Source organism: Stenotrophomonas rhizophila (assembly GCF_007667275.1).
Lineage (GTDB): Bacteria > Pseudomonadota > Gammaproteobacteria > Xanthomonadales > Xanthomonadaceae > Stenotrophomonas > Stenotrophomonas maltophilia_AE.
This window is the reverse complement of record NZ_VDQT01000001.1, coordinates 718696-743101: the sequence shown is the minus strand read 5'-3', so window position 1 is coordinate 743101 and position 24406 is coordinate 718696. Positions and strand designations below refer to the sequence as shown.

Genomic DNA, 24406 nt, shown 5'->3' with positions numbered 1-24406 from the left:
CTCCATGAACAACACCATGCGTGCCATGTTGATCGCGTCGTTCGCGCTGGCCTTCACCGCCTGCAAGAAGGAAGAGGCCGCTCCGGTCGCCGAAGCCCAGCAGGCGCTGGTTGCCCCGGCCAAGGACGACGATGCGGGCTGGAAGAAGTACCTGCAGGCGCAGGCCGTGCAGAACATGGGCAACATCACCAACAGCCCGTTCCTGTACTACCTGGCGCCGGAATCGGATCCGGAGTTCCAGGCCAAGTACGACCGCCAGGTCGAAAGCGCCACCGCCGCCGTCGCCCGTGGCGTGCAGCCGGGCAACATGCTGGCCTTCGGTTCGTCGGCCTCGGGCAAGATGGCCGACATGATCCAGGCCGTGTTCAAGGACGTGTCCGCCGACTCGATGAAGGGTGTGCGCGTGGTGTTCATCGGCCAGGCCGCCGACAACGCCCGCGTGCAGTCGATCGTCCAGCCGACCGGCGCCGAGTACATCTTCGTCGAAGCCAAGTAAGCCGTGCCATGGCGGCCGCGCCCTGCGCGCGGCCCGGGCGGCGTCCCTGCGTGGGCGCCGCCGTTGACCGGCCCGCGCGCCAGCGCAGGCCGGTTTCCCTCTGCCGGCACTGGCGTGGAGTAACGCCATGTCGCTGAAAATCAATGAGCTCTGCGTCAACTGCGACGTATGCGAGCCCGCCTGTCCCAACCAGGCCATCTCGATGGGTGAAACCATCTACGTGATCGACCCTGCACGCTGCACCGAATGCGTGGGGCATTTCGACGAACCCCAGTGCGTGGTCGTCTGCCCGGTGGAATGCATCGATCCCGATCCGGACATTCCGGAAACCCAGGAAGCGTTGCTGGCCAAGTTGCATGGGCTGCAGCGCGATCATCCCGAACTGTATGCGGAGTCTGCCCCCGAATGAAAACGCCGTCGCCTCGCTGGTTGTTGCTCGTCCTGCTGTGGACGCCTGTGCTCTGGGCCGCCGCGCCCGGCCAGGCACCGCTGGCCACCCACCCCAAGGGCGCGGCGATCGCCAGTGGCCATCACCTGGCCACCGAGGCGGGCATGGAAATCCTGGCCAAGGGCGGCAACGCGTTCGATGCAGCGGTAGCGGTGTCGTCGACGCTGGCGGTGGTCGAGCCGATCAGCTCGGGATTGGGCGGCGGTGGCTTCTTCCTGCTGCATGACGCGCGCACCGGCAAGGACGTGATGCTGGACGCGCGCGAAACCGCGCCGGCCGCCGCGACCCCCGAAGCATTCCTGGACAAGAAGGGCGAGCTGGACCGCGACCGGTCGGTGAACGGCCCGTGGTCGGCCGGCATTCCCGGCCTGCCGGCGGCGCTGGTGGAGCTGTCGGCCAAGCACGGCAAGCTGCCGCTGCAGGCATCGCTGGCCCCGGCCATCCGGATCGCGCGCGAGGGCTTCCCGGTATATGCACGCATGGCCAAGGGCTACGCCTCGCGCCGCGAGGTGATGGAGCGTTTCCCGGGCACGCGCGAGGTGTACCTGCGCAACGGCCGCCCGATTGCCGAGGGCGATGTGTTCAAGCAGCCGGAACTGGCGCAGACCCTGGAGCGCCTGGCCGCAGACGGTTTCGACGGTTTCTACAAGGGCCAGACCGGCTCGCTGCTGTTGGCCGGGGTAAAGCAGGCAGGCGGCAAGTGGACCGCGGAGGAGCTGGCCGGCTACCGGGTGAAGCAGCGCGAACCGATCACCTTCAACTACCGCGACTGGAAAGTGACCACCGCCTCGCCGCCATCGTCCGGTGGCATCGCGCTGGCCTCGATGCTGCAGATCCTCGAAGGCTGGGACCTGAAGGCGATGGATCCGGCCCACCGCACCCACCTGGTGGTCGAGGCCATGCGCCGCGCGTTCCGCGACCGCACCTTCTTCCTGGGCGACCCGGACTTCGTGCAGATTCCGCAGAAAGTGCTGACCAGCCGCGATTACGCGCAGGGCCTGCGCGCCACCATCCACCCGGACAAGGCCACCCCGAGCGATCTGCTGTCGGGCAATCCGACCCCGCTGGAAGACGATGAAACCACCCACTTCTCGATCATCGACCAGGACGGCAACCGCGTCGGCGCCACCCAGACGGTGAACCTGCTGTATGGCTCCGGCCTGATCCCCGCCGGCACCGGTGTGCTGCTCAACAACGAAATGGACGACTTCGCCCTGAAGCCGGGCACGCCGAATGCGTTCGGGGTGATGGGCTACGCGGCCAACGCACCGAAGCCGGGCAAGCGCATGCTCAGCTCGATGACCCCGACCTTCATGGAATCGGCGGACAAGGTGGTGGTGCTCGGCACCCCGGGCGGCAGCCGCATCATCACCATGGTGCTGCTGGGCGTGCTGGGCTACGACGACGGCCTGGACGCACAGCAGGTGGCGGCACTGCCGCGCTTCCACCACCAGTGGCTGCCGGACGTGATCGAGGCCGAAAGCAACAGCTTCGACGAGGCCACGATCAAGCAGCTGCAGGCCATGGGCCACAAGATCGACCTGCCGGGCAACACCGCAGCCGGCGGCCGCGGCTCCAGCCACGTCTGGGGCAACCTGCAGACGGTCGAATGGAACCGCCGCAGCAACCAGCTAAGCGTAGGCAGCGACCCCCGCAACCCAGTAGGCAGCGGCGCGATCTCCCCGTAGAGCCGGGCTCTACCCGGCCGCTCTTCCCACCGCACACGATCATCTGTCGGGGGCGGACGGCGGGTAGCCCCCGTAGGGACTGTCAAAAACATGGATGTTTTTGACAAGCCTCCATGGATGGATTTACGGCGTGTCCCGTAGGGGGCTGCCCGCCGTCCGTCCCTCCACGCAGCAATGAGGCGCTGAAGTTGCTCTGGCTCTGGCTCAGCCCTTGCCTTTGAAAAAATCGACATAGCGATTTATTAACGCCAGCCGCCGGATAATTTACGGATGAAACTATGGTCCATCCGCGGTAACTCACAGAAACTCGATGGCGGTGCGATGTTCGGCAACGCGCCTCGCGCCGTGTGGGAGAAATGGGCGTCGCCCGACGATCTCAACCGCATCGAACTCGCGTGTCGCGCCCTCCTGGCCAGCCCGCTGGCCGGCAAGACCGTGCTGTTCGAAACCGGCATCGGCGCCTTCTTCGAACCCAGGCTCCGCGATCGTTACGGCGTGCAGGAATCCCGCCACGTACTGATCGAATCCCTGCGCGAAGCCGGCTTCGAACACGAAGACATCGACGTGGTCGTGCTCAGCCACCTGCATTTCGACCATGCCGGTGGCCTGCTCGCACCCTGGAGCGAAGGCCGCGGACCGGAGCTGCTGTTCCCCAACGCCACCTTCCTGGTAGGCGCCGAACACTGGCAGCGCGCACTGAACCCGCATCCGCGCGACCGCGCCAGCTTCATCCCCGAACTGCCGCAGCTGCTGCAGGACAGCGGCCGGCTGGAAATCGTCGAAGGCCCGTACTCGCGCACCCTCGGCCAGAGCGTGCGTTTCAGTTTCAGCGACGGCCACACCCCCGGCCTGATGCTCGCCGAAATCGTCGGCCCCGAGCAGGCCAACGGACAGCCGCGCGGCGGCGTCGTATTCTGCGCCGACCTCATTCCCGGCCGCTCCTGGGTGCACGTCCCGATCACCATGGGCTACGACCGCAACGCCGAACTGCTGATCGACGAAAAGCGCAGCTTCCTCGAAGACAAACTCGCCCGCAACGTGCACCTGTTCTTTACCCACGACCCCGAGTGCGCCCTGGCCCAGGTGACCCGCGACGACAAGGGGCGATTCGGTACCGCCCACGAACAAGGGGAGCTTAAGGCGCGCGCGTTGGCCTGATGTTCCGTGGGACACGCATGGCGTGTCGCTACGATGGGGGAGGCGTAGGGACACGCCAAGCGTGTCCACGCTATCCCCCGACAGGGACGCGGCGGATCAGCCCGCTACACGCGTCCCGAAAATCCGATCCCCCGCATCCCCCAGCCCCGGCAGGATGTAACCCTTGTCGTTGAGCCGCGCGTCGATCGCCGCGGTGAAGATTTCCACATCCGGATGCGCAGCCTGCACAGCCGCAATGCCCTCCGGCACCGCCACCAGGAAAATGCCCTTGATCCGCCGCGCACCCGCGCGCTTGAGCATGTCGATGGTCGCGATCAGCGTGCCGCCCGTGGCCAGCATCGGATCCAGGATCAACGCATCGCGCTCTTCCAGGCGGCCGGTCAGGCGCTCGAAATAAGGCACCGGTTGCAGCGTTTCCTCATCGCGCTGCAGCCCGACCACGCTGACCCGCGCCGCCGGGATCAGCGACAGCACCCCGCTGAGCATGCCCAGCCCCGCACGCAGGATCGGCACCACGGTGATCTTGGCACCGGCAATGCGCTGCACCGTCACCGGACCGGCCCAGCCGGGCAGCGTGTGCGCCTCGGTTTCCATGTCGGCCGTGGCCTCGTAGGCCAGCAACCCGCCCAGCTCATTGGCCAGCTCGCGGAAGTCCTTCGTGCTCAGGGATGCATCGCGCATCAGGCCGATCTTGTGCTGCACCAGCGGGTGGCGAACTTCGACGATTTTCATGGGAATGCCAACAAAACGGGGAGAACGTCATTTTGCCGCACCCGCGCCCGACCCGGCCATAGGCAGCGCCGGGAGGTCGCCATCGCCACCGGTGTCACGTTCATGCAATCTCCCCGACATACCGTGCTGACCCAATCTTTACACCGTTGGGGATGCCGTGCAGAACAAATCGCCGTTGGGGCTGGCCATCAGCCTGTCGTTGCTGGTCCTGTCCACCGCGCCTGCCGTGGCCGCCGCGAGCGGGGAGCTCGCCGGCGCTGCCGCAGCCACCGAGCTGGACCGGGTGGAAGTGCGCCCGCAGCTGGAATCGCAGACCCGCGCGGTCGACCTCAAGCGCAGCAGCGATGCCATCCAGGACGCGGTATCGTCCGATGCCATGGGCGTCTACCCGGACAAGAACGTGGCCGAATCGCTGCAGCGCCTGCCCGGCGTCAGCGTCACCCGTGACCAGGGCGAGGGCCGTTTCGTGGTGGTGCGCGGCCTGGATGCCAACCTCAACAGCGTCAGCATCGACGGCATCGCCGTGGGCACCCCGGAAGACGCCAGCCGCGCCGCACCGCTGGACGTGATTCCCTCCGACTCGACCGAGCGCCTGCGCGTGGTCAAGTCGCCTACCCCGGACATGCCCGGCGATGCGATCGGCGGCGCCATCCTGGTCGAGTCCGCCTCGGCCTTCGACCGCGACGGCCGCAGCCTGCGTGGCAAGATCGAAGCCAGCCACCAGGACCTGTCCGGCCACACCAGCCCGAAGGCCGCCTTCAACTACAGCGACGTGTTCGCCGAAACCTTCGGCGTGGCGCTCGGCGTGAACTACCAGAACCGCAGGTTCGAGTCCGACAACAGCGAAGTGGAATACGGCGAATTCGACGGCGGCAGCGAAGACGACCTGTTCGCCACCAGCCTGCAGCACCGCAAGTACGAAATCGAACGCAAGCGCATCGGGGCCAACCTCAACTTCGACTGGCGCCCCAGCGAAGACAGCCAGTACTACCTGCGCACCCTGTACAGCCAGTTCGACGATGCCGAAACCCGCCAGCGCACGATCTTCAACTTCGGCGACGGCGAGGTCACCGCGCTGGGCAACAACCAGTTCCGTGTCGACGACCTGCCGGCCGACGCGATCCAGAAGCGCATGCGCTACCGCACCAAGAAGGAAAACACCTTCGCCGCCAGCCTGGGCGGCGAAAACCGCCTGACCAATGCCGTGCTCGATTACAAGGTCGGCTACACCCGTACCGAAGAGCGCGTCAACGACGAGATGGAAGCGCGCTTCGAATACAACGGCGACGACCTGGCCGCGACCGTGGACCAGAACAGCGGCATCCCGCGTTACACCCTCAGCGATGCCGGCTGGATGGACAACGGCAACTACGATTTCGATCGTTTCGTGGTCTCGCCCAAGCGCGTGGACGACAAGGAACACAGCGCGCAGGTCAACATCCGCTTCGACGGCGACAACAGCAGCTACAAGTTCGGCCTGCTCGGCCGCTGGCGCGACCGCGACGTGGATACCGACGAGCGCGAACTGCGGGCCGGCCCGGACGTGGCCTTGTCCGACTGGACCGCGAGCACACCCGAGCACCGTGGCGGCAGCCTGGGGCAGGGCATGAGTTCGGACGCGATGCGCCGTTACTGGGCGCAGTTCGGCAGCCAGTACAGCGCCCGCCCGCAGGACGTGGGCGCCAATGCGATGACCTCGCTTGAAGAGGACTACACCGCCAGCGAAGACATTTTCGCCAGCTACGCCATGGGCACCTGGGACCTCGGCAACCTGCGCGTCATCGGCGGCGTGCGCGTTGAAAACACCCAGTTCCAGGCCACCGGCAACCAGGTGGACGTGGCCGCCAACGGCCGCAGCTATACCGTTACCCCGCTCAGCGCCGACCGCAGCTACACCAACGTGCTGCCGGGCCTGCACCTGCGTTACGACGCGGGCAGCGACTGGGTGCTGCGCGCGGCCGCCAACAAGACCGTCTCGCGTCCCTCGTTCGGGGACATCGCTCCGCGCATCGGCTACAACCGCGGCGACGAAGAAGTGCGGCTGGGCAACCCCGAGCTGGATCCGTACGAATCGAAGAACGTGGACCTGTCCTTCGAACGCTACATCGGCAGCACCGGCATCCTCTCGCTCGGACTGTTCCACAAGACCATCGACGGCTACATCGTCAACACCGTGAGCGACAGCGATCCCGAATACCCCGGCTTCGAGGTCACCCGCGTGATCAATGGCGACAAGGCCAGGGTGTACGGCGCCGAATTCAACTGGCAGCAGCAGCTCAGCTTCCTGCCGGCCGGTTGGGACGGCCTGCTGGTCGGGGCCAGCGGCACCTGGCTGGACACCGACTTCGACCCGGGCCTGGACGGTCGCGCCGATGACGACTTCACCCTGCCGCGTGCATCGAAGCATGTGTACAGCGCGCACGTGGGTTATGAAAAAGCCGGCTTCAGCACCCGCCTGGCCGCCGTGTACCGCAGCGAATACCTGGATACGCTGGGCGACAGCGCTGCCTACGACATCTTCGTGGCGCCGAACACGCAGCTCGATTTCAGCCTGGACTACAAGATCACCGACAACGTGAGCGTGTACCTGGAAGCGCAGAACCTGCTCGACAAACCGCTGGAGCTGTACCAGGGCGTGCGTTCGCGCACCCTGCAGAACGAAGAATACGGCCGCACCTACGCGCTCGGCCTGAAGGTGGCCCTGTGATGCGCGCACGTCCCGTACTGGCCCTGCTCGCGCTGGCGGCGCTGGCCGGTTGCAGGCCGGCCGTCACTCCGCCACCGGCGGCATCGAACGCACCGGCATTGGACCCGGCGGCCGCGACCACCGGGCGTTCGGTGGCCACCGTGGCCGAAGCGTTCCTGACCCCGATGACCCCGGCCGACAACATCGACTCGCCGGCCAGCTGGACCTCGCCGGAGGGGCAGGTGTGGCTGATCGCCACCGCTAAAGCCACCGACAAGCTGGTCGTGTATGACGGCCAGACCGGTGCCCACCTGCGGGATGTCGGCAGAACCGGCACCGCACCGGGCCAGTTCGACCGGCCCAACGGCATCGCCGTGATCGACGACCTGGCGCTGGTCGTGGAGCGCGACAACCACCGCGTGCAGGTGCTGCAGCTGCCGTCGTTTGCCCCGCTGGGGACGTTCGCTGCCGAAGACCTGCGCAAGCCGTACGGACTGTGGGTCGACAAGCAGGCGAGCGGCTACGACGTGTACGTGACCGACTCCTACGACGCCGGCGAAGATGCCCAGGGCAACGACGTGCTGCCGCCGCTGGCGGAAATGGACAAGCGCGTGCGTCGTTACGCACTGCAGGTGCTGGATGGCAAGGCGCAGGCCCGCCTGGTCGGCAGCATCGGCGATACCAGCGAGAAGGGCGCCCTGCGCGTGGTCGAGTCGATCTGGGGCGACCCGGCCAACGACCACCTGCTGATCGCCGAAGAAGACGAAACGTATGCCAGCGAAATCAAGGTGTACTCGCTGGAAGGGAAGTTCAGCGGCACCACCTTCGGCCGCGATGCGTTCAAGGCGCAGGCCGAAGGCGTGATGCTGCGCACCTGCGGCAAGGACGGCTGGTGGATCACCACCGAACAGGGCAAGCAGCGCAGCGTGTTCCACCTGTTCGACCGGCATACGTTCAAGCACGTCGGCGCGTTCCAGGGCAACACGGTGGCCAACACCGACGGCATCTGGCTGACCCAGGCGGCCTCGCCGCGCTTCCCGCACGGGGCGCTGTATGCCGTGCATGACGACCAGGGCGTGGTCGCCTTCGACTGGGCCAGCGTGGCCAGGCAGCTGTCGTTGCCGCTGGAGTGCGCACCGTGACCCGGGTGCACTTCCGTATCCCGGCCCTGGCCCTTGCCCTGCTGCTGGGCACGGGTGCGGCTGCCGCCAGGCCCCAGGCCAAGGCCGAGCCGAATACCCAGGTGCCGGCCGGCAGCACGCACTACGCCGCCACCGGCTTCCCCGACCGCATCGTGGCTTCGCCGGCGCAGGATGCCGCGCACGGTTTCGCGGTGGCCTGGCGCACCGACGGCACGGTCAATGCGCCCGTGCTGGAGTGGGTCGTGGCCGGCGACTCGCCCGACGTCGGCACGCCGCACCGCGTTACCGCGGTCACCACGCCACTGCAGACCGAGCTCGGCAGCGCGCACTACCACCGTGCCGATGTGACCGGGCTGGTGCCGGACACCCTGTACCTGTGGCGCGTGCAGGGCAAGGACACCTGGGGCGCATGGAACCAGCTGCGTACTGCCGGTCGCGCGGACCAGCCGTTGACCCTGCTGTACTTCGGCGACACCCAGAACAAGAACCTCAGCCACGTTTCGCGCGTGCTGCGCGCGGGCATCAAGGCGGCGCCGGGCGCGCGGCTGAGCCTGTTCGCCGGCGACCTGGTCAGCGGCGGCGATGGCCAGGACGACAGCGAGTGGGGCGAATGGTTTGCGGCCGCGGGCTGGCTGCCGCAGGAAACCGCGGTGGCCCCGGCGATCGGCAACCACGAGTACTTCGAGGAGTTCGAGGACACCCCGCAGGAACGCCGTGTGCTCGGCCGGCACTGGCCGGTGACCTTCGCGCTGCCGCGCAACGGCGTCGATGCCGCCGATTCCAGCACCTACTGGTTCGACTACCAGAGCGTGCGGATCGCGGTCCTCGACGGCACCTCCGCACTCGACCTGGGCACCGCGCAGGCCCAGGCGGCCTGGCTGGACAAGGTGCTGGCCGACAACCCGCACCCGTGGAGCATCGTGCTGCTGCACCAGCCGTTCTATTCGCCGCGCGCAGGACGCGAGAACGCCGAGCTGCGCGATGTGCTGCTGCCGGTGGTGCGCCGGCACCAGGTCGACCTGGTGCTGCAGGGGCACGACCACACCTACGGGCGCCGTGGGGAGGGGCAGGCTGCCACCCCGCAGTACATCGTGACCGTGGCCGGCCCCAAGCAGTACCGCCTGTCGGATGAAGCGCGCGCCACCATGGCACCGGTCGGTGAGGACACCCAGCTGTTCCAGGTCCTCACGATCGATCCACGCCACCTGCGCTACGAAGCAAGGACCGTAACCGGTCGCCTGTACGACGGCTTCGAACTCACCCGCAGTGCCGACGGCCGCAAGCAGAAGACCGAACTCACCGAAGGCCGCATCGCGCCCCGCGACTGCACGCGCAGCCAGACCCTGAAAGGCCGCGCCGACCGTTGCTGGGAATGAGGAATCCGCCATGAAACCTGTGCTTCCGCTGCTCGCCATGGCCACGTCGCTGCTCCTGCTCGCCGGTGCCAGCGTGGCCAGCAACGCCGTCCTGCATCCCTTCCTCGCCGCGCAACCGAAGGAAGCGCCCGAGGAAGCCAACCTCGCGGTGGAGATCCCGGCCGGCAGCTTCACCAAATACGAGATCAAGGACGACGGCCTGGTCCACGTCGACCGCTTCCAGTCGATGCCGGTGGCATACCCGGCCAACTATGGCTCCATGCCGCGCACCCTGGCCGGCGACAACGACCCGCTCGACGCGCTGGTGTTGACCCGCGAACCGCTGCACCCGGGCGTGATCGTGCGCTTCCGCCCGATCGGTTACCTGAAGATGGTCGACAAGGGCGAGCACGACGAGAAGGTGATCGGCGTGCCCACCGACAAGATCGACCCGACTTACGCCAACATCCGCGACCTGCAGGACCTGCCACTGATCGAGCGCCAGCGCATCGAAGCGTTCTTCCGTGTCTACAAGGACCTGCCGGAAGGCCGCAATCCGGTGGAGCTCAGCGGCTGGGGCAATGCCGCCGAGGCCAAGGCGGTGATCCGGGAGTCCATGCAGCGCTTCGACACGCAGCAGCGCCGTGCGAAGGGCGATTGATCCTTGCCAGCGTTTCGACACAGCGCTGCCAGCGGCGCGGTTCTACAGCAGGATCCCGCCGCCCACCTCGATCCGCTGCGCGGTCACCCAGTGGTTGTCGGGCCCCACCAGCGCGGCCACCATCGCCCCGATGTCGTCCGCACGGCCCGGGCGCCCCAGTGCCGTGTGGTCGCTTACATAACGCTGCACGTCGGGGTTGTCGCGCACCGCGCCGCCGAAGAAATCGGTCTGCGTGGGGCCCGGCGCGACCGCATTGACGGTGATCCCGCGCGGGCCGAGTTCCAGTGCCAGATAGCGGGTCATGACCTCCAGCGCGCCCTTCATGGCGGCATAGACGAGGCTGCCGGCGGCGGTGTGGCGGGTCAGGCTGCTCGACAGGGTGACGATGCGGGCTCCGTCGGCCAGCAGCGGTGACAGCGCCTGGGTGAGCAGCAGCGGGCCCTTGAAATGCAGTGCATGCAGAAGGTCGATGTCATCGGCGGTGATCGCCCCGAACGGGGCCGGCGCGTGCGCGCCCGCATTATGGATGAGCGCGTCGAGCTGCTGGCCCTGTCCGCGCGAACGCAGCCAGGCGCGCGCCTCGTCCAACGCGCCCGCGAAGCTCGCGCTGTCGGTGATGTCCAGGCCCAGGGTCATCACCTCTCGGCCGTGGCGCGCGATGTCCGCGGCTGCGTCGCGTGCGGCGGCCGGGTCGCTGCGGTACGTTAAGATCACATCCCAACCGCGCATGGCCAACTGCAGCGCGATGCTGCGGCCAATGCCCTTGTTGCCGCCGGTGACCAGGGCCACGCGGGCGGGGAGAAGTGGAGAGTCAGTGTGCATGCGACAACCAGACGTGGGGAACGAGCAGGCATGATCGCGGGGTGCCGCGCCGCACTCTTGCCGGTTACGGGCAGGCATTTGCCTGATCCTGCACCGTTGCGCGCGGGCCCGGCGTGCTGACGCGTCTGCACAGTGCGGTGGACAACCTCCTCAGCCGTTCCGCAGGAGAGGGCGATCGGGTGCTTTCGCCGCTGCCGGGTCTGATCGTATCGACCACCACCCGCGCCCGCATGCCCAGCCATGCGCTGTACCGGCCGGCATTGGGGGTCGTGGTGCAGGGGGCAAAGCAGGTCCTGGCCGGGCGACGCATCCTCGACTACCGTGCTGGCCAGGGACTGGTGACCGGGCTCGCGATGCCGGCCAGCGGGCGCGTGCTCACCGCAAGCAGGGCGCGGCCGTTCATGGGGGTTTCCATCGAGCTGGATACGAGCCTGCTGCAGCAGGTCCTGGCCGGGCTTGACCCGGCGCCGTCACCCCTCGTCGCGGCCGCCGGGCTCAGCGTTCATACCCTTCCTCCGCCGTTGCTCGACTGCGTGGCACGCATTGTCGAAGCGGCGCAGATCGACGCCACCGGAGGCGTGCTGGTGCCCACGCTGCTGCGCGAACTCGGTTACGGGCTGCTTACCGGGCCGACCGGCCCGGATGTGGCGGCCATGGCCCGCCCGGAAGGCACGTTGCAGCGCATCGCCGACGCGGTGGTGCATCTGCGTCGGCATTTCCGCCAGCCGCTGCAGGTGGATGCGCTGGCGGCGGCCAGCCACATGTCGGTCTCGCTGTTCTACCGGCGCTTCCGCGCGGCGACCGGGATGTCGCCGCTGCAGTTCCAGAAGCAGCTGCGCCTGCTCGAAGCCCGGCGGCTGCTCGAAACCCGGTCCGTCAACGTGACCGCGGCAGCGCTTGCGGTCGGCTATGAGAGCCTGTCGCAGTTCAGCCGCGAGTACCAGCGCAGTTTCGGCCACAGCGCGCGGCACAGCCTGCAGGGCTCGGCGTCTGCACCGGATTGACCCGCGGTCCGCCGGCAATTAATATCCATCCGGACGGATATTAATGGCGAGAGCATGGCCCGACCGCGTTCCATCGACCCGAACCATCTGCTGGACGCCGCCGAACGCGTGGTCGCCAGCCATGGTGTTCCCGGCCTGACCCTGGAGGCCGTTGCCGCCGAGGCCGGCATCAGCAAGGCCAGCGTGCTGTACGACCATGGCAGCAAGCGTGCACTGGTGCAGGCCGTCCTGGCGCGCGCGCTGCAGCGGGACACTGCCCATAACCAGGCCGCCATCCGGGCCGTGCCTGCGCACGACAGCCCCGTCATCAAGGGGCGGCTGGCGGCCGCAGCGCAACCGTTGCCGGATGCGTTCCGACCGGTCGCGCTGAGCCTGGTCGCCGCCATGGCCGGTGATTCGAGCCTGCGCGGGCCTTTCCAGGAACACCAGCGCGAGGTGATCGAGGCGGTTGCGACCACCTCGCAGCAGCCACGTGGCGCGATGCTCGCGTATCTGGCGCTGGAGGGCCTGAAGCTGCTCGAGGCGCTCGATTACCACCGCTGGCCCGGGGAGCAGCGAGACCAGCTGCTGCGCGACATCGCGTGGCTGGTAGAGCAGGTACCGCCGGACTGATCCCCGGTCGGGTGCATGACGCGCCCACCATTTTTCCTTTTTCATCTTTCCCCGATCACATGCGGCCCGTCAGTGGCTGCAGGACCCCCCATGTCTTCTTCCCAGCAGATCTTCCTTACCGGCGGCAGCGGCTATGTCGGCCGCAACCTCATCACTTCTTTCATCGACCAGGGCCACGCCGTGGTGGCACTGGCACGCAGCGACGCCGCGGCGCGCGCAGTCGAGCAGCGCGGTGCACGCGCATACCGCGCCGACCTGCTCAGCGGTGACCTGGCCGCGGGCATGCACGGATGCGACGCCGTCGTGCATGCCGCCGCTGATACCGACCATGTGGGCGGTGGTGCGTGCCAGCATCGTGTCAACGTCGATGGCACGCGCCGGGTGATCGACGCCGCCGGCCGGGCCGGTGTCGCCCGTGTGCTCCTGCTCAGCACCGAGTCGGTGCTGGCCAGCGGGCGCGCGCTGGTGGGCGTGGACGAGCGCGCGCCGCTGCCGCGCCGCGCCATCGGCGGCTACTCACGCAGCAAGGCCGAGGCGGAGCGGATCGCGTTGGCGGCCAATACCGAAAATCTTGCGGTCAGCGTACTACGCCCACGGTTCGTCTGGGGCCGCGATGACACCACCGCCTTGCCGCAGCTGTGCGAGGCGGCGCGCAACGGACAGTTGGCCTGGATCTCCGGTGGCAACTACCTGACCTCCACCACCCATATCGCCACCTTGTGCGCGGCGGTCTCGGCAGCGCTGCGCTACGCGCGAGCGGGCGAGGTGTATTTCGTCGCCGACCAGCAGCCTGTCGAATTCCGTGCCTTCATCACCGCGCTGCTGGAGACCCAGGGCGTCGCCGCACCGGCCAGGTCGGTGCCGCGCGCGCTGCTGTGGGCGCTGGCGTCGGTGGGCGATGCACTGGCGGCAGTGAGTGGCGGGCGGTTGCGCGGTCCGCTGACCCGACAGCAGTTCGCTGCCTCGGCGGTGGAAGTGACGTTGGATACGCGCAAGGCGCGGCGAGAGCTTCACTTCCTGGATGCGATCACGCGGGAGCAGGGGCTGGATGAGCTTCGGGTGGCCGCGCGTACGCATGGCGCTGTGCGGGCCACATAGCGCCGTGCGGTCGGGAGCCTGGGGCTGCCACGCAGGGCGTGGCACTACGCGTTGTTGGCGGAGGGTTCGTGGATGGGGCAGCGGTTGAAGCGGGAACGGAAATCGCGCGAGGCCGCCATCACGATCCGGCGCGCACGGTTGATGTTGCCCAGCGGTTGATGGGCGGCCAGCGCGTGCCAGGGCGCGAAGGCAAGCCGGTCTTCGCTGGCCTCGGCGTCGTCGCTCCACGATGACTGCGCCCCCACCACCAGCCGGCCTACCGGCTGGAACGGGCTGAGTTCTTCCGGCCACACCACGGAGGCATCCTCGATCGGCATCTGCTCGAGATCGCGGCAGAGCTGCACGCGCAGTTCCCACTCGGCCACGGCATCGGGCTGGGCGAAGAACGCGGCCACCGCCTCACGCTGTGTATCGGCTTCCGGGGGCAGCTTCTGCCCGGTCAACGCGACCAGTGCCGGCGACACCGGCACCCACGAGAACTTGGCCATGTAGGGCCCGTAGCGGAACGGGACCTGGGTGAAGAAGGTTTCGCCGAGCGGGTGGTGCTGCGGTTCGCCACCGAGCGCCTTCAGCGACGCGCTCTGGCCGCCCATTGCTTCCAGCGCCGCCTCGGTACCGCGCAGCGTGGCAGAAAGCACCTGCTTGGTCCGCGGCATGCGCTCGGTGGTGGCCGCCAGCAGCTTGGCCGAACGCAGGAAGCCGCTGATGCCCGGCGTATTGAAGGCCGGTCCGTTGACCATCAGGAAGTCCTGGCTGTGCTGCTCGTCGCCGCCGTCCACGCGCGCGCCGGGTACATCCAGGATCTTCACCGCCATCGCGCGCGGCGTGGACACCGTGTCGGGCAGCTGTTCGGCCGGCGGTGAGGACAGGCGCACGAGCGCATTGAATTCGGCAGGGGTGGCGAACAGACCCTGGCGTAGTTCCGGCGCCAGTCCATCGAGCACCTGGAAGCGGCCGCGCAGCAGCGCATGCCCCTTGGCGTGTACCGCGCGGTGCGCATGGCCTTCATGCTCGGCGACGACGCCGGCCATGCGGGTGAACACCTCCACCAGCTCGGCGATGGTGGCCTCTTCGTCGGGGGCGCGGTGTTCCACGTCGGCGGAATAGGCGACAGCAGGCAGGATCGGCGTCATGGCGGTGGTTCCGGAATGGGGGAGGGTGCCGGCGGCCACGTGGGGTGCTGCCTTGGCGGGGTCCGGCTGGGCATGCGCCCACCTTGTCGGGTGCGCCGTGCAGGAGCGGTGCAGGAAGCATGGCGGCCACGCGAAGGCTGCGTGCACTGCCTTCACCTGCGCTGGCTATCATGTGGCCTCTTTCAAGCGAAGGCGGTATGCGTGTCGGCAGCTCTGGTCTGGTTTCGCCGCGATCTGCGGCTTCAGGACAACCCGGCATTGCAGGCCGCCCTCGAGGCCGGGCATGTCCCTGTGCCGGTCTACATCCATGCGCCGCATGAAGAAGGCGCGTGGGCACCGGGTGCGGCCTCCAACGCCTGGCTGCACCGGTCGCTGGCCGCACTGGATGCGGACCTGCGCGCGCGTGGCTCGGCGCTGGTACTGCGCAGCGGCGACAGCCTGGCCGAACTGCAGGCACTGATCGCCGACACCGGTGCCGAAGCGGTGTACTGGAACCGCAAGTACGAGCCGGCCACGCAGCCGCGCGATGCACGGATCAAACGCGAACTGCGCGAGCAGGGTATCGACGCCAGCAGCTGCAACGGCAGCCTGATGTTCGAGCCGTGGGATATCGCCACCCTGCAGGGCGGACCCTACAAGGTGTTTACTCCGTTCTGGCGCAACGCGCTGACCCGCATGAACATTCCGGCGTCCACCAGGTTGCCCGACGTGCTGCCCGCCCACGGCGTGCAGGGCGTCGCGCTGGACGCGCTGCAGCTGGCACCGCGGCTGGACTGGGACAGGCAGTTCTGGGAGCACTGGCAGCCCGGCGAGGCGGGCGCACACGAAGCGCTGTCCGTGTTCGTTGAGGGTGCCTTGAACGGGTACCGGCAGCAGCGCGACCTGCCGGACCGCGTGGGCACCTCGCTGCTGTCGCCGCACCTGCATTTCGGCGAGCTCTCGCCGTGGCAGATCGTGCGACGGCTGGAGCAGGAACGCAGCGCCGGTCGCGATGCCGACATCGACGGCTACATCCGGGAGCTGGGCTGGCGCGAATTCTCGTATCACCTGCTGCACCATTTCCCGCAGACGCCGGAGCACAACCTCAACCCGCGCTTCGAACGTTTCAGCTGGGCCAAGCCCAACGAGGCCCAGCTGCAGGCGTGGCAGCAGGGCCGCACGGGCGTGCCCATCGTCGACGCCGGCCTGCGCGAGCTGTGGGCCACCGGTTACATGCACAATCGCGTGCGCATGATCGTGGCCAGCTTCCTGTGCAAGCACATGCGCCAACACTGGCTGCACGGCGCGCGCTGGTTCTGGGACACGCTGGTGGATGCAGACCTGGCCAACAATACGATGGGCTGGCAGTGGGTGGCTGGGACCGGGGCGGATGCGGCACCGTATTTCCGCATCTTCAATCCGGTCACGCAGTCGCAGAAGTTCGATCCGCATGCGCGCTACATCACCCGCTGGGTGCCCGAACTTGCGCCGTTGCCGGTCAAGGCACGCTTCGCGCCGTGGCAGTCGCCCGCGCTGCTGGCCGAGCTGGCGCCGGGTTATCCGGCGGTGCCGCTGGTGGACCTGGCCGCAGGCCGGGAAGCTGCATTGGCAGCGTACCGCCACACCAGTTGAACCCCCGCAAACCTGAATGAAATGCCGAATACGGGCGTGTTCATCATGCCGGCATCGCGTCGGCGTGTTTATGCTTCTGGCCGTTCGCACGCCGACCGCCGGCACTTCAGGAGAAAACACATGATCCGATCCGCACCCCGCAACGTGGCCCTGGCGCTGATGACCGCTGCCGCCCTGTCGGCCTGCGCCACCGGTGGTACGTACGTGCAGAGCGACCAGTACGGCAACCCGACCGAGCAGCAGAGCCGCACCGGCCGCAATGCGCTGATCGGCACCGCCATCGGTGTCGCTGCCGGCCTGCTGACCGGCGACAGCGCCACCGAACGCCGCCAGCATGCGATGGTCGGTGCAGGTATCGGCGCGCTCGCCGGTGCCGGCGTGGGTGCGTACCAGAACAAGCAGGAGCGTGAACTGCGCGAGCGCACCGCCAATACCGGTATCGACGTGCAGCGCCAGGGCGACAACATCGTGCTGAACCTGCCGGACGGCGTGACCTTCGACTTCGGCAAGTCCGCATTGAAGCCGCAGTTCTACGGTGCCCTGAACGGCGTGGCCAAGACCCTCGGCGAGTACAACCAGACCATGATCGAAGTGGTCGGCCACACCGACAGCATCGGCAGCGATGCGGTCAACAACAAGCTGTCGAAGGAGCGCGCCGATTCCGTGGCGCAGTACCTGATCGGCCAAGGTGTGCAGAGCGTGCGCATCGAGACGCTGGGTGCCGGCAAGGCCTACCCGATTGCCGACAACAGCACCGACGCCGGCCGTGCCAAGAACCGCCGCGTGGAAATCCGCGTGATTCCGTTGCAGCAATAACAGGCGCAAGCGCCTGTTATTGCTGCGTTGCGTCGGCCACGCCGATGCAACGCGAAAATGCCGCCCAATGGGCGGCATTTTCTGTAGCGCCGACTGTTAGTCGGCTGCCTTTCCGGCAGAGAGCAGCCGACTAACAGTCGGCTCTACCTGCCGGTTCTACCTGTCATCTCCGCCCGCCGCACCACCGCGACGATCACGCGGTCACCGTCTCCAGGATCCGCTTCCCGGTTTCCTCCAGCTCCGCCTCCGCTTCCTTCTGCTGCTGCTTGGCCAGCTTCGCGGCCGGACACTGCGCCAGCATGTAATTGGCGTCGAAGTTGAGCTTCTCCACCAGGAAGTCCACGAACGCGCGCACCTTCGGCGATACCAGCCGGCCGCCGGCGAACACCGCGTTGAAGTCGACCTCCGGCCCGGTCCAGCCGGCCAGCACGCGGCGCACCATGCCCGACTCGATGAACGGCTTGGCCATCACGTCGCCGGTGAGCAGCAGTCCTTCGCCACACACCAGCGCGCCGTTGAGGGCCGACGGGTCATTGGCCACCAGCAGAGGATTGACCGGGAAATCGCGCAGGTCGCCGCCGTTCTCGCCCAACTGCCAGAAGAAGCGGTTGTTGTTGAGGTTGCGCGCCTTGCGCATGGCCAGGATGCGGTGGAACTGCAGCTCGTCCGGATGCAGCGGCTCGCCATAGCGTTCGATGTAGGCCGGGCTGGCGAATACCTGCGTGCGCAGGCTGCCAAGCTTGCGCGCCACCAGGTTGGAGTCCGGCAACGCCCCCACCCGCAGCGCCAGGTCCGCTTCACCGGCGATCAGGTCCAGCTTTTCATTGCCCAGGTGCATGTCCAGCTGGATTTCCGGGTACTGGGCGTGGAACTGGCCAAGCAGCGGCGCGATCCAGGTGATGCCGATGGAATAGGGCACGGTGAAGCGCAGCCAGCCGCGCGGGCCTGACTGCAGCTGGTTCACTGCGCCTTCGGCCTCTTCCAGTTCGCGTGCGATGCGCTGGCAGTGCTCGTGGTAGACCGAACCGGCTTCGGTCAGGCCCAGCCTGCGCGTGGTCCGGTGCAACAGCCGCGCACCCAGGCGGGTTTCCAGGTCCTGCACCTTGCGGCTGACGGTGGTCTTGGGCAGGCCGAGCGCGTTGGCGGCTGCAATGAAGCTGCCTTGCTCGACCACCTTGACGAAGATCAGCGTGTCGTTGAGATCGTGGGCCATGAGGGGGATCCGAATCGGGGAGGGTAGGGTGCCCGAAAGATTGTGCCGGGTACGGGACGATTATTCCCCTTAATCCGGACTAATCAAGGGGGAGTTCGAGGACTAATCTGGCGCCATTCCCGATTTGGAGGACGCCAACCATGTGGTTGCAGAACATTCTAGGCCGCGTACTGACCGGCCGCACACCCTCGCTGGACCTGGCCCTGACCGTAGAGAAGCGCCCCTCGGCCTTCTCCGGCAAGGCATTCCGCGAGTTCACCCCGCCCGCCAACCTGCAGCGCGGCGGCAGCCTGCGTCTGGCACCCCGCAACGGCGGGCGACTGGGTCGAATTGGGATTATCCCGGCGACGGGAGTTAAAGTCCCATGAGTGGGATGCTGGCCCCCGAGGTTCTGGTGCTCGGTGGCACCGGCAACGTCGGGCAGGGCATCGTCGCCGCGCTGCTGGAGGCCGGCAGCCCGGTCCTGGTGGTCGGCCGCGACCCGGGCCGGCTCTCCGCGCTGCAGGAGCAGTTCGCCGATGAGCCGGGGCTGGAAACGCTGCTCGGCTCGTTGGCCGACGACGGTTCCGCGCGCACCGTGGCCGAACGCGTCGCACGCCGTCGCCGCCCGCTGCGGGCGGTGGTCGATGCGATGGGCGGCCCCTACAACCGCGGCCGTGTCCTCGACCGCAGCGGCGACGCCCTGCTGCAGGCACTGCAGGCCGACGTGATGCCGCACGTGCATGCCGGACGCCACCTGCTGCCGCTGCTGCGCGGTGGCGCCCAGGCGCGCCGCTATGTCGTGGTCGGCGGGCCGGCCGGCTTCAAGGCGTGGGCCGGGCACGGTGAAACGTCCATCACCATGTCGGCCACGCGCATGTATGCGCAGGTCCTGCACCAGGAAGCACAGGCGCTGGGCGTGCGCGCCCAGATGCTCGAAGTCAGCAACCCGGTGTGCACCCCCAGCAATGCCGCCAATGCCTGCATCGAATGGCCGAGTGCGCTGCTGGTCGGCCGCCGCCTGGTCTCGCTGCTCGACACCTGCACCGACAACCGCGCCATCGTCCGCTGCGACACCCGCGATGCCGAACTGCCGCGCGGCCTGTTGAACCAGGAATGGCCGCCGCCGTTTTCGCGGAACACGGCCGGCACCGCTTGACCTCTACCAAGGTTGAGGTCCCACGCTACGCCACCGCTTCGACCCGCTGCCCCCGATTTCGTCTTCCCCCCCTTCTGTACGGATGCATGCCATGACCACCCACACCTCTCCCTCCACCCGCATCACCCGACGGCTGGCCATGGCCGGCGTGTCCCTCCTCGCCGCTGCCGTGCTGGCCGCCTGCAGTGGCGGCCACGCCGAAGAAGCCGGGGCACCGCCGCCGCCGCAGGTCAGTGCCGCGCCGGTGCTGGTCAAGCCGGTCAGCCAGTGGGATGACTTCAGCGGCCGCGTCGAAGCGGTGCAGAACGTCGAACTGCGCCCGCGCGTCTCCGGCTACATCGACAAGGTCAACTACGTCGAAGGCGAGGAAGTGAGCAAGGGCGACGTGCTGTTCACCATCGACGCCCGCAGCTACCAGGCAGAGTACGACCGCGCCCGTGCCGAACTGGCACGTGCACGCACCCAGGCGACGCTGGCACGCAGCGAGTCCGAGCGCGCGAAGAAGCTGTCCGACCAGCAGGCCATCTCCACCGAGACCTGGGAACAGCGGCGTGCTGCCGCCGACCAGGCCGGTGCAAACGTGCAGGCGGCGCAGGCCGCGCTTGATGCGGCGGCACTGAACCTGGAGTTCACCAAGGTGCGCGCACCGATCAGCGGCCGTGCCGGTCGCGCGCTGGTCACCGCCGGCAACCTGGTCACCGCCGGCGACAGCGCCAGCGTGCTGACCACGCTGGTATCGCTGGACACCGTGTTCGTTTACTTCGACGCCGACGAGGGCACCTTCCTGCGTTACGCGCAGATGGCACGCAAGGGCGAACGCCCGAGCGAGCGCGACAGCGACCTGCCGGTCAAGGTCGGGCTGTCGGGCGAAGAGGGCTTCCCGCACCAAGGCAAGGTCGATTTCCTGGACAACCAGGTGACCCGCAGCACCGGCACCATCCGCGTGCGCGCGCTGCTGGACAATGCCGACCGCGCCTTCACCCCGGGCCTGTTCGCGCGCGTGCAGCTGCTCGGCAGCGGCCAGTTCCAGGCCCTGCTGATCGACGACAAGGCCGTGCTCACCGACCAGGACCGCAAGTACGTGTACGTGGTCGACAAGGACGGCAAGGCACAGCGCCGTGACATCACGCTGGGGCGTACCGCCGAAGGCCTGCGTATCGTGCAGAAGGGCCTGAACGCCGGCGACCGCGTGATCATCGACGGTGTGCAGAAGGTCTTCATGCCCGGCATGCCGGTGCAGGCCAAGGCGGTGGCGATGCAGCCTGCCGCGGCGGCTTCCCAGGTTGCATTGAAGTAAAAAAGCAGCCGACCGACGGTCGGCTCTACATGGAAATGCCTCGTGCGCATCCCATCCGCTGTCGGCTCCGACAGCGGCCGGGGTGCTGCACGCCGGCGTTGCTGAAAACACCAGGAATCCACCCATGGACTTTTCCCGTTTCTTCATCGACAGGCCGATTTTCGCGGCGGTGCTGTCGATCGTGATCTTCGCCGCCGGCCTGATCTCCATCCCCATCCTGCCGATCGGCGAGTACCCCGAAGTGGTGCCGCCGTCGGTGGTGGTGCGCACCGTGTATCCGGGTGCGAACCCGAAGGTGATCGCTGAAACCGTGGCCACCCCGCTGGAAGAGGCGATCAACGGCGTCGAGGGCATGATGTACCTCAAGTCGGTGGCCGGCTCGGACGGCGTGCTGCAGATGACCGTCACCTTCCGCCCGGGCACCGACCCGGACGACGCGGCGGTGAAGGTGCAGAACCGCGTGGCCCAGGCGCAGGCGCGCCTGCCCGAAGACGTACGCCGCCAGGGCGTGACCACGCAGAAGCAGTCGCCCACCTTCCTGATGGTTGTGCACCTGACCTCGCCCAACGGCAAGTACGACACCCTGTACCTGCGCAACTACGCCCGCCTGCACGTCAAGGACGCGCTGGCCCGCATTCCCGGCGTGGGCGACGCGCAGATCTTCGGCGGTGGCGACTACGCCATGCGTGCCTGGCTGGACCCGGACAAGGTCGCCGCGCGCGGCCTGACCGCCAGCGACGTGGTCCGCGCCATGCGCGAACAGAACGTGCAGGTCTCGGCTGGCCAGCTCGGCGCCGAACCCATGCCCGACAGCCAGTTCCTGACCCTGATCAATGCCCAGGGCCGCCTGCGCAGCGAGCAGGAATTCGGCGACATCGTGCTCAAGGCCGGTACCGACGGCGAAGTGGTGCGGCTGTCCGACGTGGCCCGGGTTGAACTGGGTGCGGGCGACTACACCCTGCGTTCGCAGCTGGACGGCAAGAACGCAGTGGGCATCGGCATCTTCCAGGCCCCCGGCGCCAACGCGCTGGAGATCCGTGATGCGGTGATCGGCACCATGGACGAGATGCAGAAGGGCTTCCCGGCCGACGTCAAGTACGAAGCGGTGTACGACACCACCATCTTCGTGCGCGACTCGATCAAGGCCGTGGTGTCCACCCTGCTCGAAGCGATCGCGCTGGTGGTGCTGGTGGTGATCCTGTTCCTGCAGACCTGGCGCGCCTCGATCATTCCGCTGATCGCCGTGCCGGTCTCCATCGTCGGTACCTTCGCCGCACTGTACGTGCTGGGCTTCTCGATCAACACGCTGAGCCTGTTCGGGCTGGTGCTGGCGATCGGCATCGTGGTCGACGACGCGATCGTGGTGGTGGAGAACGTCGAGCGCAACATCGAAGAAGGGCTGTCGCCAACCGCGGCGGCGCACCAGGCCATGAAGGAAGTGTCCGGCCCGATCGTCGCGATCGCGCTGGTGCTGTGCGCGGTGTTCGTGCCGATGGCCTTCCTGTCCGGCGTGACCGGCCAGTTCTACAAGCAGTTCGCGGTCACCATCGCGATCTCGACGGTGATCTCGGCGATCAATTCGCTGACCCTGTCGCCGGCCCTGGCCGCGCGCCTGCTGAAGCCGCATGACGCGGCCAAGGACGCGCCGACCCGGATCATCGACCGCCTGTTCGGCTGGATCTTCCGTCCGTTCAACCGCTTCTTCAAGTCCAGCTCGGAGAAGTACGAGCGTGGCGTGTCGAAGATCCTCGGTCGCCGCGGCGCGGTGTTCGTCGTGTATGCGGTGCTGCTGGTGGGTACCGGCTTCATCTTCAAGCTGGTGCCGCCGGGCTTCATCCCGACCCAGGACAAGCTGTACCTGATCGCGGGCGTGAAGCTGCCGGAAGGCTCGTCGATCGCACGGACCGATGAAATGCTGCGCAAGGTGGCGAAGATCGCCCAGGAAACCGACGGCGTGGCGCACACCATTTCGTTCCCGGGCCTGAACGCGCTGCAGTTCACCAATACGCCCAATACCGGCGTGGCCTTCATTCCGCTCAAGCCGTTCAACGAGCGCAATGGCCGCACCGCCGCGGAGATCAACGCCGAGATCAACCAGAAGATCGCCGGGCTGCAGGAAGGCTTCGCCTTCGCATTGATGCCGCCACCGATCCTGGGCCTGGGCAACGGCAACGGCTACCAGATGTTCATCGAAGACCGTGGCAACCTGGGCTATGGCGCATTGCAGACGGCGGTCAGCCAGATGCAGGGCGCGGTGGCGCAGACCCCGGGCATGGCCTTCCCGATCACCAGCTACCAGGCCAACGTGCCGCAGCTGGACGCCGAAGTGGACCGGGTCAAGGCCAAGGCCCAGGGCGTGCAGCTGACCGAGCTGTTCGACACCCTGCAGACCTACCTGGGTTCCTCCTACGTCAACGACTTCAACGAGTTCGGGCGTACCTGGCAGGTGATCGCCCAGGCCGACGGCCAGTTCCGCAACAGCGTCGAGGACATCGGCAAGCTGCGGACCCGCAACGACCGTGGCGAGATGGTGCCGATCGGTTCGATGGTGACGGTGAAGGAAACCTACGGCCCGGACCCGGTGCTGCGCTTCAACGGTTACCCGGCCGCCGACCTGGCTGGTGAAGCCGACCCGCGCATGCTGTCCTCGGCGCAGGCCATGGACAACCTGACCCAGATCGCCGCCAAGGTGCTGCCGGTGGGCATGACCACCGAATGGACCGACCTGAGCTACCAGCAGGCCACCCAGGGCAAGGCCGCCTTCATCGTGTTCCCGGTGGCGATCCTGCTGGCGTTCCTGGTGCTGGCCGCGCTGTACGAGAGCTGGTCGCTGCCGCTGGCGGTGATCCTGATCGTGCCGATGACGCTGCTGTCGGCCCTGTTCGGCGTATGGTTGACCGGCGGTGACAACAACGTGTTCGTGCAGGTCGGCCTGGTGGTGCTGATGGGCCTGGCGTGCAAGAACGCGATCCTGATCGTCGAGTTCGCCCGCGAGCTGGAAATGGGCGGCAAGGGGATCGTGGAGGCCGCGCTGGAAGCCTGCCGCCTGCGCCTGCGTCCGATCGTGATGACCTCCATCGCGTTCATCGCCGGCACCATCCCGCTGGTGCTGTCGCACGGCGCGGGTGCGGAAGTGCGCTCGGTAACCGGCATCACCGTGTTTGCCGGCATGCTCGGCGTGACCCTGTTCGGCCTGTTCCTGACCCCGGTGTTCTACGTGGCGCTGCGCACGTTCGTCAGCCGCAACGGCGGCGGCAAGCTGGTCGCCCACGGCGAATCCACCCTGCATCACTGAT

General features: G+C 67.6%; 21 protein-coding genes. 17 read left to right on the top strand and 4 right to left on the bottom strand.

Annotated elements, in window-relative coordinates:
* Positions 1–4 precede the first annotated feature (4 nt).
* The 4 genes from FSZ13_RS03055 to FSZ13_RS03040 all read left to right on the top strand — a co-directional run bounded on the left by FSZ13_RS03055 (position 5) and on the right by FSZ13_RS03040 (position 3790).
* Positions 5–496 (top strand): hypothetical protein, encoded by a 492-nt coding sequence (locus FSZ13_RS03055; RefSeq protein WP_145477949.1) that lies wholly within the window; start codon positions 5–7, stop codon positions 494–496.
* 127 nt (positions 497–623) lie between these two features.
* On the top strand, positions 624–905 hold the full coding sequence (locus tag FSZ13_RS03050; RefSeq protein WP_145477948.1) for a YfhL family 4Fe-4S dicluster ferredoxin: 282 nt from the start codon (positions 624–626) through the stop codon (positions 903–905).
* Positions 902–2632 carry a gamma-glutamyltransferase gene (ggt, locus tag FSZ13_RS03045; protein ID WP_145477947.1) on the top strand — a complete coding sequence of 577 codons (1731 nt, stop codon included), beginning with the start codon at positions 902–904 and terminating at the stop codon, positions 2630–2632. The genes FSZ13_RS03050 and ggt overlap by 4 nt, the downstream gene beginning before the upstream one ends.
* Positions 2633–2902: 270 nt before the next feature.
* On the top strand, positions 2903–3790 hold the full coding sequence (locus FSZ13_RS03040; RefSeq protein WP_145477946.1) for an MBL fold metallo-hydrolase: 888 nt from the start codon (positions 2903–2905) through the stop codon (positions 3788–3790).
* A 96-nt stretch (positions 3791–3886) separates the two neighbouring features.
* Here the strand turns inward: FSZ13_RS03040 and upp are convergent, their stop codons facing one another.
* Entirely contained in the window at positions 3887–4522 is a 636-nt protein-coding gene (gene upp / locus FSZ13_RS03035) for a uracil phosphoribosyltransferase (protein WP_145477945.1), read from the bottom strand.
* A 157-nt stretch (positions 4523–4679) separates the two neighbouring features.
* On the opposite strand from upp, the gene FSZ13_RS03030 reads away from it, so the two are divergent.
* The 4 genes from FSZ13_RS03030 to FSZ13_RS03015 are packed head-to-tail and all read left to right on the top strand — an operon-like array spanning position 4680 to position 10366.
* Complete coding sequence (locus FSZ13_RS03030; RefSeq protein WP_145477944.1) at positions 4680–7229, top strand: TonB-dependent receptor; 2550 nt, start codon at positions 4680–4682, stop codon at positions 7227–7229.
* Positions 7229–8350, top strand: a complete 1122-nt coding sequence (locus tag FSZ13_RS03025; RefSeq protein WP_145477943.1) for a phytase — start codon at positions 7229–7231, stop codon at positions 8348–8350. Before FSZ13_RS03030 ends, FSZ13_RS03025 begins: the two co-directional genes overlap by 1 nt.
* A gap of 5 nt (positions 8351–8355) precedes the next feature.
* Entirely contained in the window at positions 8356–9726 is a 1371-nt protein-coding gene (locus FSZ13_RS03020; protein WP_428999973.1) for a metallophosphoesterase, read from the top strand.
* 10 nt (positions 9727–9736) lie between these two features.
* Positions 9737–10366 (top strand): inorganic diphosphatase, encoded by a 630-nt coding sequence (locus FSZ13_RS03015; protein ID WP_145477942.1) that lies wholly within the window; start codon positions 9737–9739, stop codon positions 10364–10366.
* Positions 10367–10408: 42 nt separating this feature from the next.
* On the opposite strand, the gene FSZ13_RS03010 is transcribed toward FSZ13_RS03015, so the two are convergent.
* Positions 10409–11188, bottom strand: coding sequence for an SDR family NAD(P)-dependent oxidoreductase (locus FSZ13_RS03010; protein ID WP_145477941.1), 780 nt, complete (start codon positions 11186–11188; stop codon positions 10409–10411).
* A 179-nt stretch (positions 11189–11367) separates the two neighbouring features.
* Between FSZ13_RS03010 and FSZ13_RS03005 the strand changes: the two genes are divergently transcribed.
* The 3 genes from FSZ13_RS03005 (at position 11368) to FSZ13_RS02995 (ending at position 13902) form a co-directional block, all read left to right on the top strand.
* Entirely contained in the window at positions 11368–12192 is an 825-nt protein-coding gene (locus FSZ13_RS03005; protein WP_145477940.1) for an AraC family transcriptional regulator, read from the top strand.
* A 54-nt stretch (positions 12193–12246) separates the two neighbouring features.
* Positions 12247–12804 carry a TetR/AcrR family transcriptional regulator gene (locus FSZ13_RS03000; RefSeq protein ID WP_145477939.1) on the top strand — a complete coding sequence of 186 codons (558 nt, stop codon included), beginning with the start codon at positions 12247–12249 and terminating at the stop codon, positions 12802–12804.
* Positions 12805–12894: 90 nt separating this feature from the next.
* On the top strand, positions 12895–13902 hold the full coding sequence (locus tag FSZ13_RS02995) for an NAD-dependent epimerase/dehydratase family protein (protein WP_145477938.1): 1008 nt from the start codon (positions 12895–12897) through the stop codon (positions 13900–13902).
* Between the two features lie 44 nt (positions 13903–13946).
* On the opposite strand, the gene FSZ13_RS02990 is transcribed toward FSZ13_RS02995, so the two are convergent.
* The gene (locus tag FSZ13_RS02990) at positions 13947–15035 is read right to left on the bottom strand and encodes a catalase family protein (RefSeq protein ID WP_145477937.1); all 1089 of its coding nucleotides are present in this window, start codon (positions 15033–15035) and stop codon (positions 13947–13949) included.
* Between the two features lie 201 nt (positions 15036–15236).
* Between FSZ13_RS02990 and FSZ13_RS02985 the strand changes: the two genes are divergently transcribed.
* Together FSZ13_RS02985 and FSZ13_RS02980 are read left to right on the top strand one after the other, a co-directional pair.
* A complete protein-coding gene (locus tag FSZ13_RS02985; protein WP_145477936.1) occupies positions 15237–16646 on the top strand; it encodes a cryptochrome/photolyase family protein in 1410 nt (469 codons plus the stop codon).
* A 120-nt stretch (positions 16647–16766) separates the two neighbouring features.
* Positions 16767–17462 carry an OmpA family protein gene (locus FSZ13_RS02980; RefSeq protein WP_145477935.1) on the top strand — a complete coding sequence of 232 codons (696 nt, stop codon included), beginning with the start codon at positions 16767–16769 and terminating at the stop codon, positions 17460–17462.
* Positions 17463–17655: 193 nt separating this feature from the next.
* Here FSZ13_RS02980 and FSZ13_RS02975 read toward each other — a convergent pair whose 3' ends face one another.
* Positions 17656–18675 (bottom strand): LysR family transcriptional regulator, encoded by a 1020-nt coding sequence (locus tag FSZ13_RS02975; RefSeq protein ID WP_145477934.1) that lies wholly within the window; start codon positions 18673–18675, stop codon positions 17656–17658.
* Positions 18676–18815: 140 nt separating this feature from the next.
* Between FSZ13_RS02975 and FSZ13_RS02970 the strand changes: the two genes are divergently transcribed.
* From FSZ13_RS02970 to FSZ13_RS02955, 4 genes are all read left to right on the top strand, one after another.
* Positions 18816–19043, top strand: a complete 228-nt coding sequence (locus FSZ13_RS02970; RefSeq protein ID WP_145477933.1) for a hypothetical protein — start codon at positions 18816–18818, stop codon at positions 19041–19043.
* Entirely contained in the window at positions 19040–19813 is a 774-nt protein-coding gene (locus FSZ13_RS02965; RefSeq protein WP_145477932.1) for an SDR family NAD(P)-dependent oxidoreductase, read from the top strand. Before FSZ13_RS02970 ends, FSZ13_RS02965 begins: the two co-directional genes overlap by 4 nt.
* 91 nt (positions 19814–19904) lie before the next feature.
* Entirely contained in the window at positions 19905–21110 is a 1206-nt protein-coding gene (locus tag FSZ13_RS02960) for an efflux RND transporter periplasmic adaptor subunit (RefSeq protein ID WP_145477931.1), read from the top strand.
* A gap of 124 nt (positions 21111–21234) precedes the next feature.
* A complete protein-coding gene (locus FSZ13_RS02955) occupies positions 21235–24405 on the top strand; it encodes an efflux RND transporter permease subunit (RefSeq protein ID WP_145477930.1) in 3171 nt (1056 codons plus the stop codon).
* Position 24406: the final 1 nt, after the last annotated feature.

What these genes read in the sequence shown, in the direction of transcription:
- FSZ13_RS03055 (WP_145477949.1), top strand. Translation starts at nt 5, where the DNA reads ATGAACAACACCATGCGTGCCATGTTGATCGCGTCGTTCGCGCTGGCC.
- FSZ13_RS03050 (WP_145477948.1), top strand. Translation starts at nt 624, where the DNA reads ATGTCGCTGAAAATCAATGAGCTCTGCGTCAACTGCGACGTATGCGAG.
- ggt (WP_145477947.1), top strand. Translation starts at nt 902, where the DNA reads ATGAAAACGCCGTCGCCTCGCTGGTTGTTGCTCGTCCTGCTGTGGACG.
- FSZ13_RS03040 (WP_145477946.1), top strand. Translation starts at nt 2,903, where the DNA reads ATGAAACTATGGTCCATCCGCGGTAACTCACAGAAACTCGATGGCGGT.
- upp (WP_145477945.1), bottom strand. Translation starts at nt 4,522, where the DNA reads ATGAAAATCGTCGAAGTTCGCCACCCGCTGGTGCAGCACAAGATCGGC.
- FSZ13_RS03025 (WP_145477943.1), top strand. Translation starts at nt 7,229, where the DNA reads ATGCGCGCACGTCCCGTACTGGCCCTGCTCGCGCTGGCGGCGCTGGCC.
- FSZ13_RS03015 (WP_145477942.1), top strand. Translation starts at nt 9,737, where the DNA reads ATGAAACCTGTGCTTCCGCTGCTCGCCATGGCCACGTCGCTGCTCCTG.
- FSZ13_RS03010 (WP_145477941.1), bottom strand. Translation starts at nt 11,188, where the DNA reads ATGCACACTGACTCTCCACTTCTCCCCGCCCGCGTGGCCCTGGTCACC.
- FSZ13_RS03000 (WP_145477939.1), top strand. Translation starts at nt 12,247, where the DNA reads ATGGCCCGACCGCGTTCCATCGACCCGAACCATCTGCTGGACGCCGCC.
- FSZ13_RS02995 (WP_145477938.1), top strand. Translation starts at nt 12,895, where the DNA reads ATGTCTTCTTCCCAGCAGATCTTCCTTACCGGCGGCAGCGGCTATGTC.
- FSZ13_RS02990 (WP_145477937.1), bottom strand. Translation starts at nt 15,035, where the DNA reads ATGACGCCGATCCTGCCTGCTGTCGCCTATTCCGCCGACGTGGAACAC.
- FSZ13_RS02980 (WP_145477935.1), top strand. Translation starts at nt 16,767, where the DNA reads ATGATCCGATCCGCACCCCGCAACGTGGCCCTGGCGCTGATGACCGCT.
- FSZ13_RS02975 (WP_145477934.1), bottom strand. Translation starts at nt 18,675, where the DNA reads ATGGCCCACGATCTCAACGACACGCTGATCTTCGTCAAGGTGGTCGAG.
- FSZ13_RS02970 (WP_145477933.1), top strand. Translation starts at nt 18,816, where the DNA reads ATGTGGTTGCAGAACATTCTAGGCCGCGTACTGACCGGCCGCACACCC.
- FSZ13_RS02965 (WP_145477932.1), top strand. Translation starts at nt 19,040, where the DNA reads ATGAGTGGGATGCTGGCCCCCGAGGTTCTGGTGCTCGGTGGCACCGGC.
- FSZ13_RS02960 (WP_145477931.1), top strand. Translation starts at nt 19,905, where the DNA reads ATGACCACCCACACCTCTCCCTCCACCCGCATCACCCGACGGCTGGCC.
- FSZ13_RS02955 (WP_145477930.1), top strand. Translation starts at nt 21,235, where the DNA reads ATGGACTTTTCCCGTTTCTTCATCGACAGGCCGATTTTCGCGGCGGTG.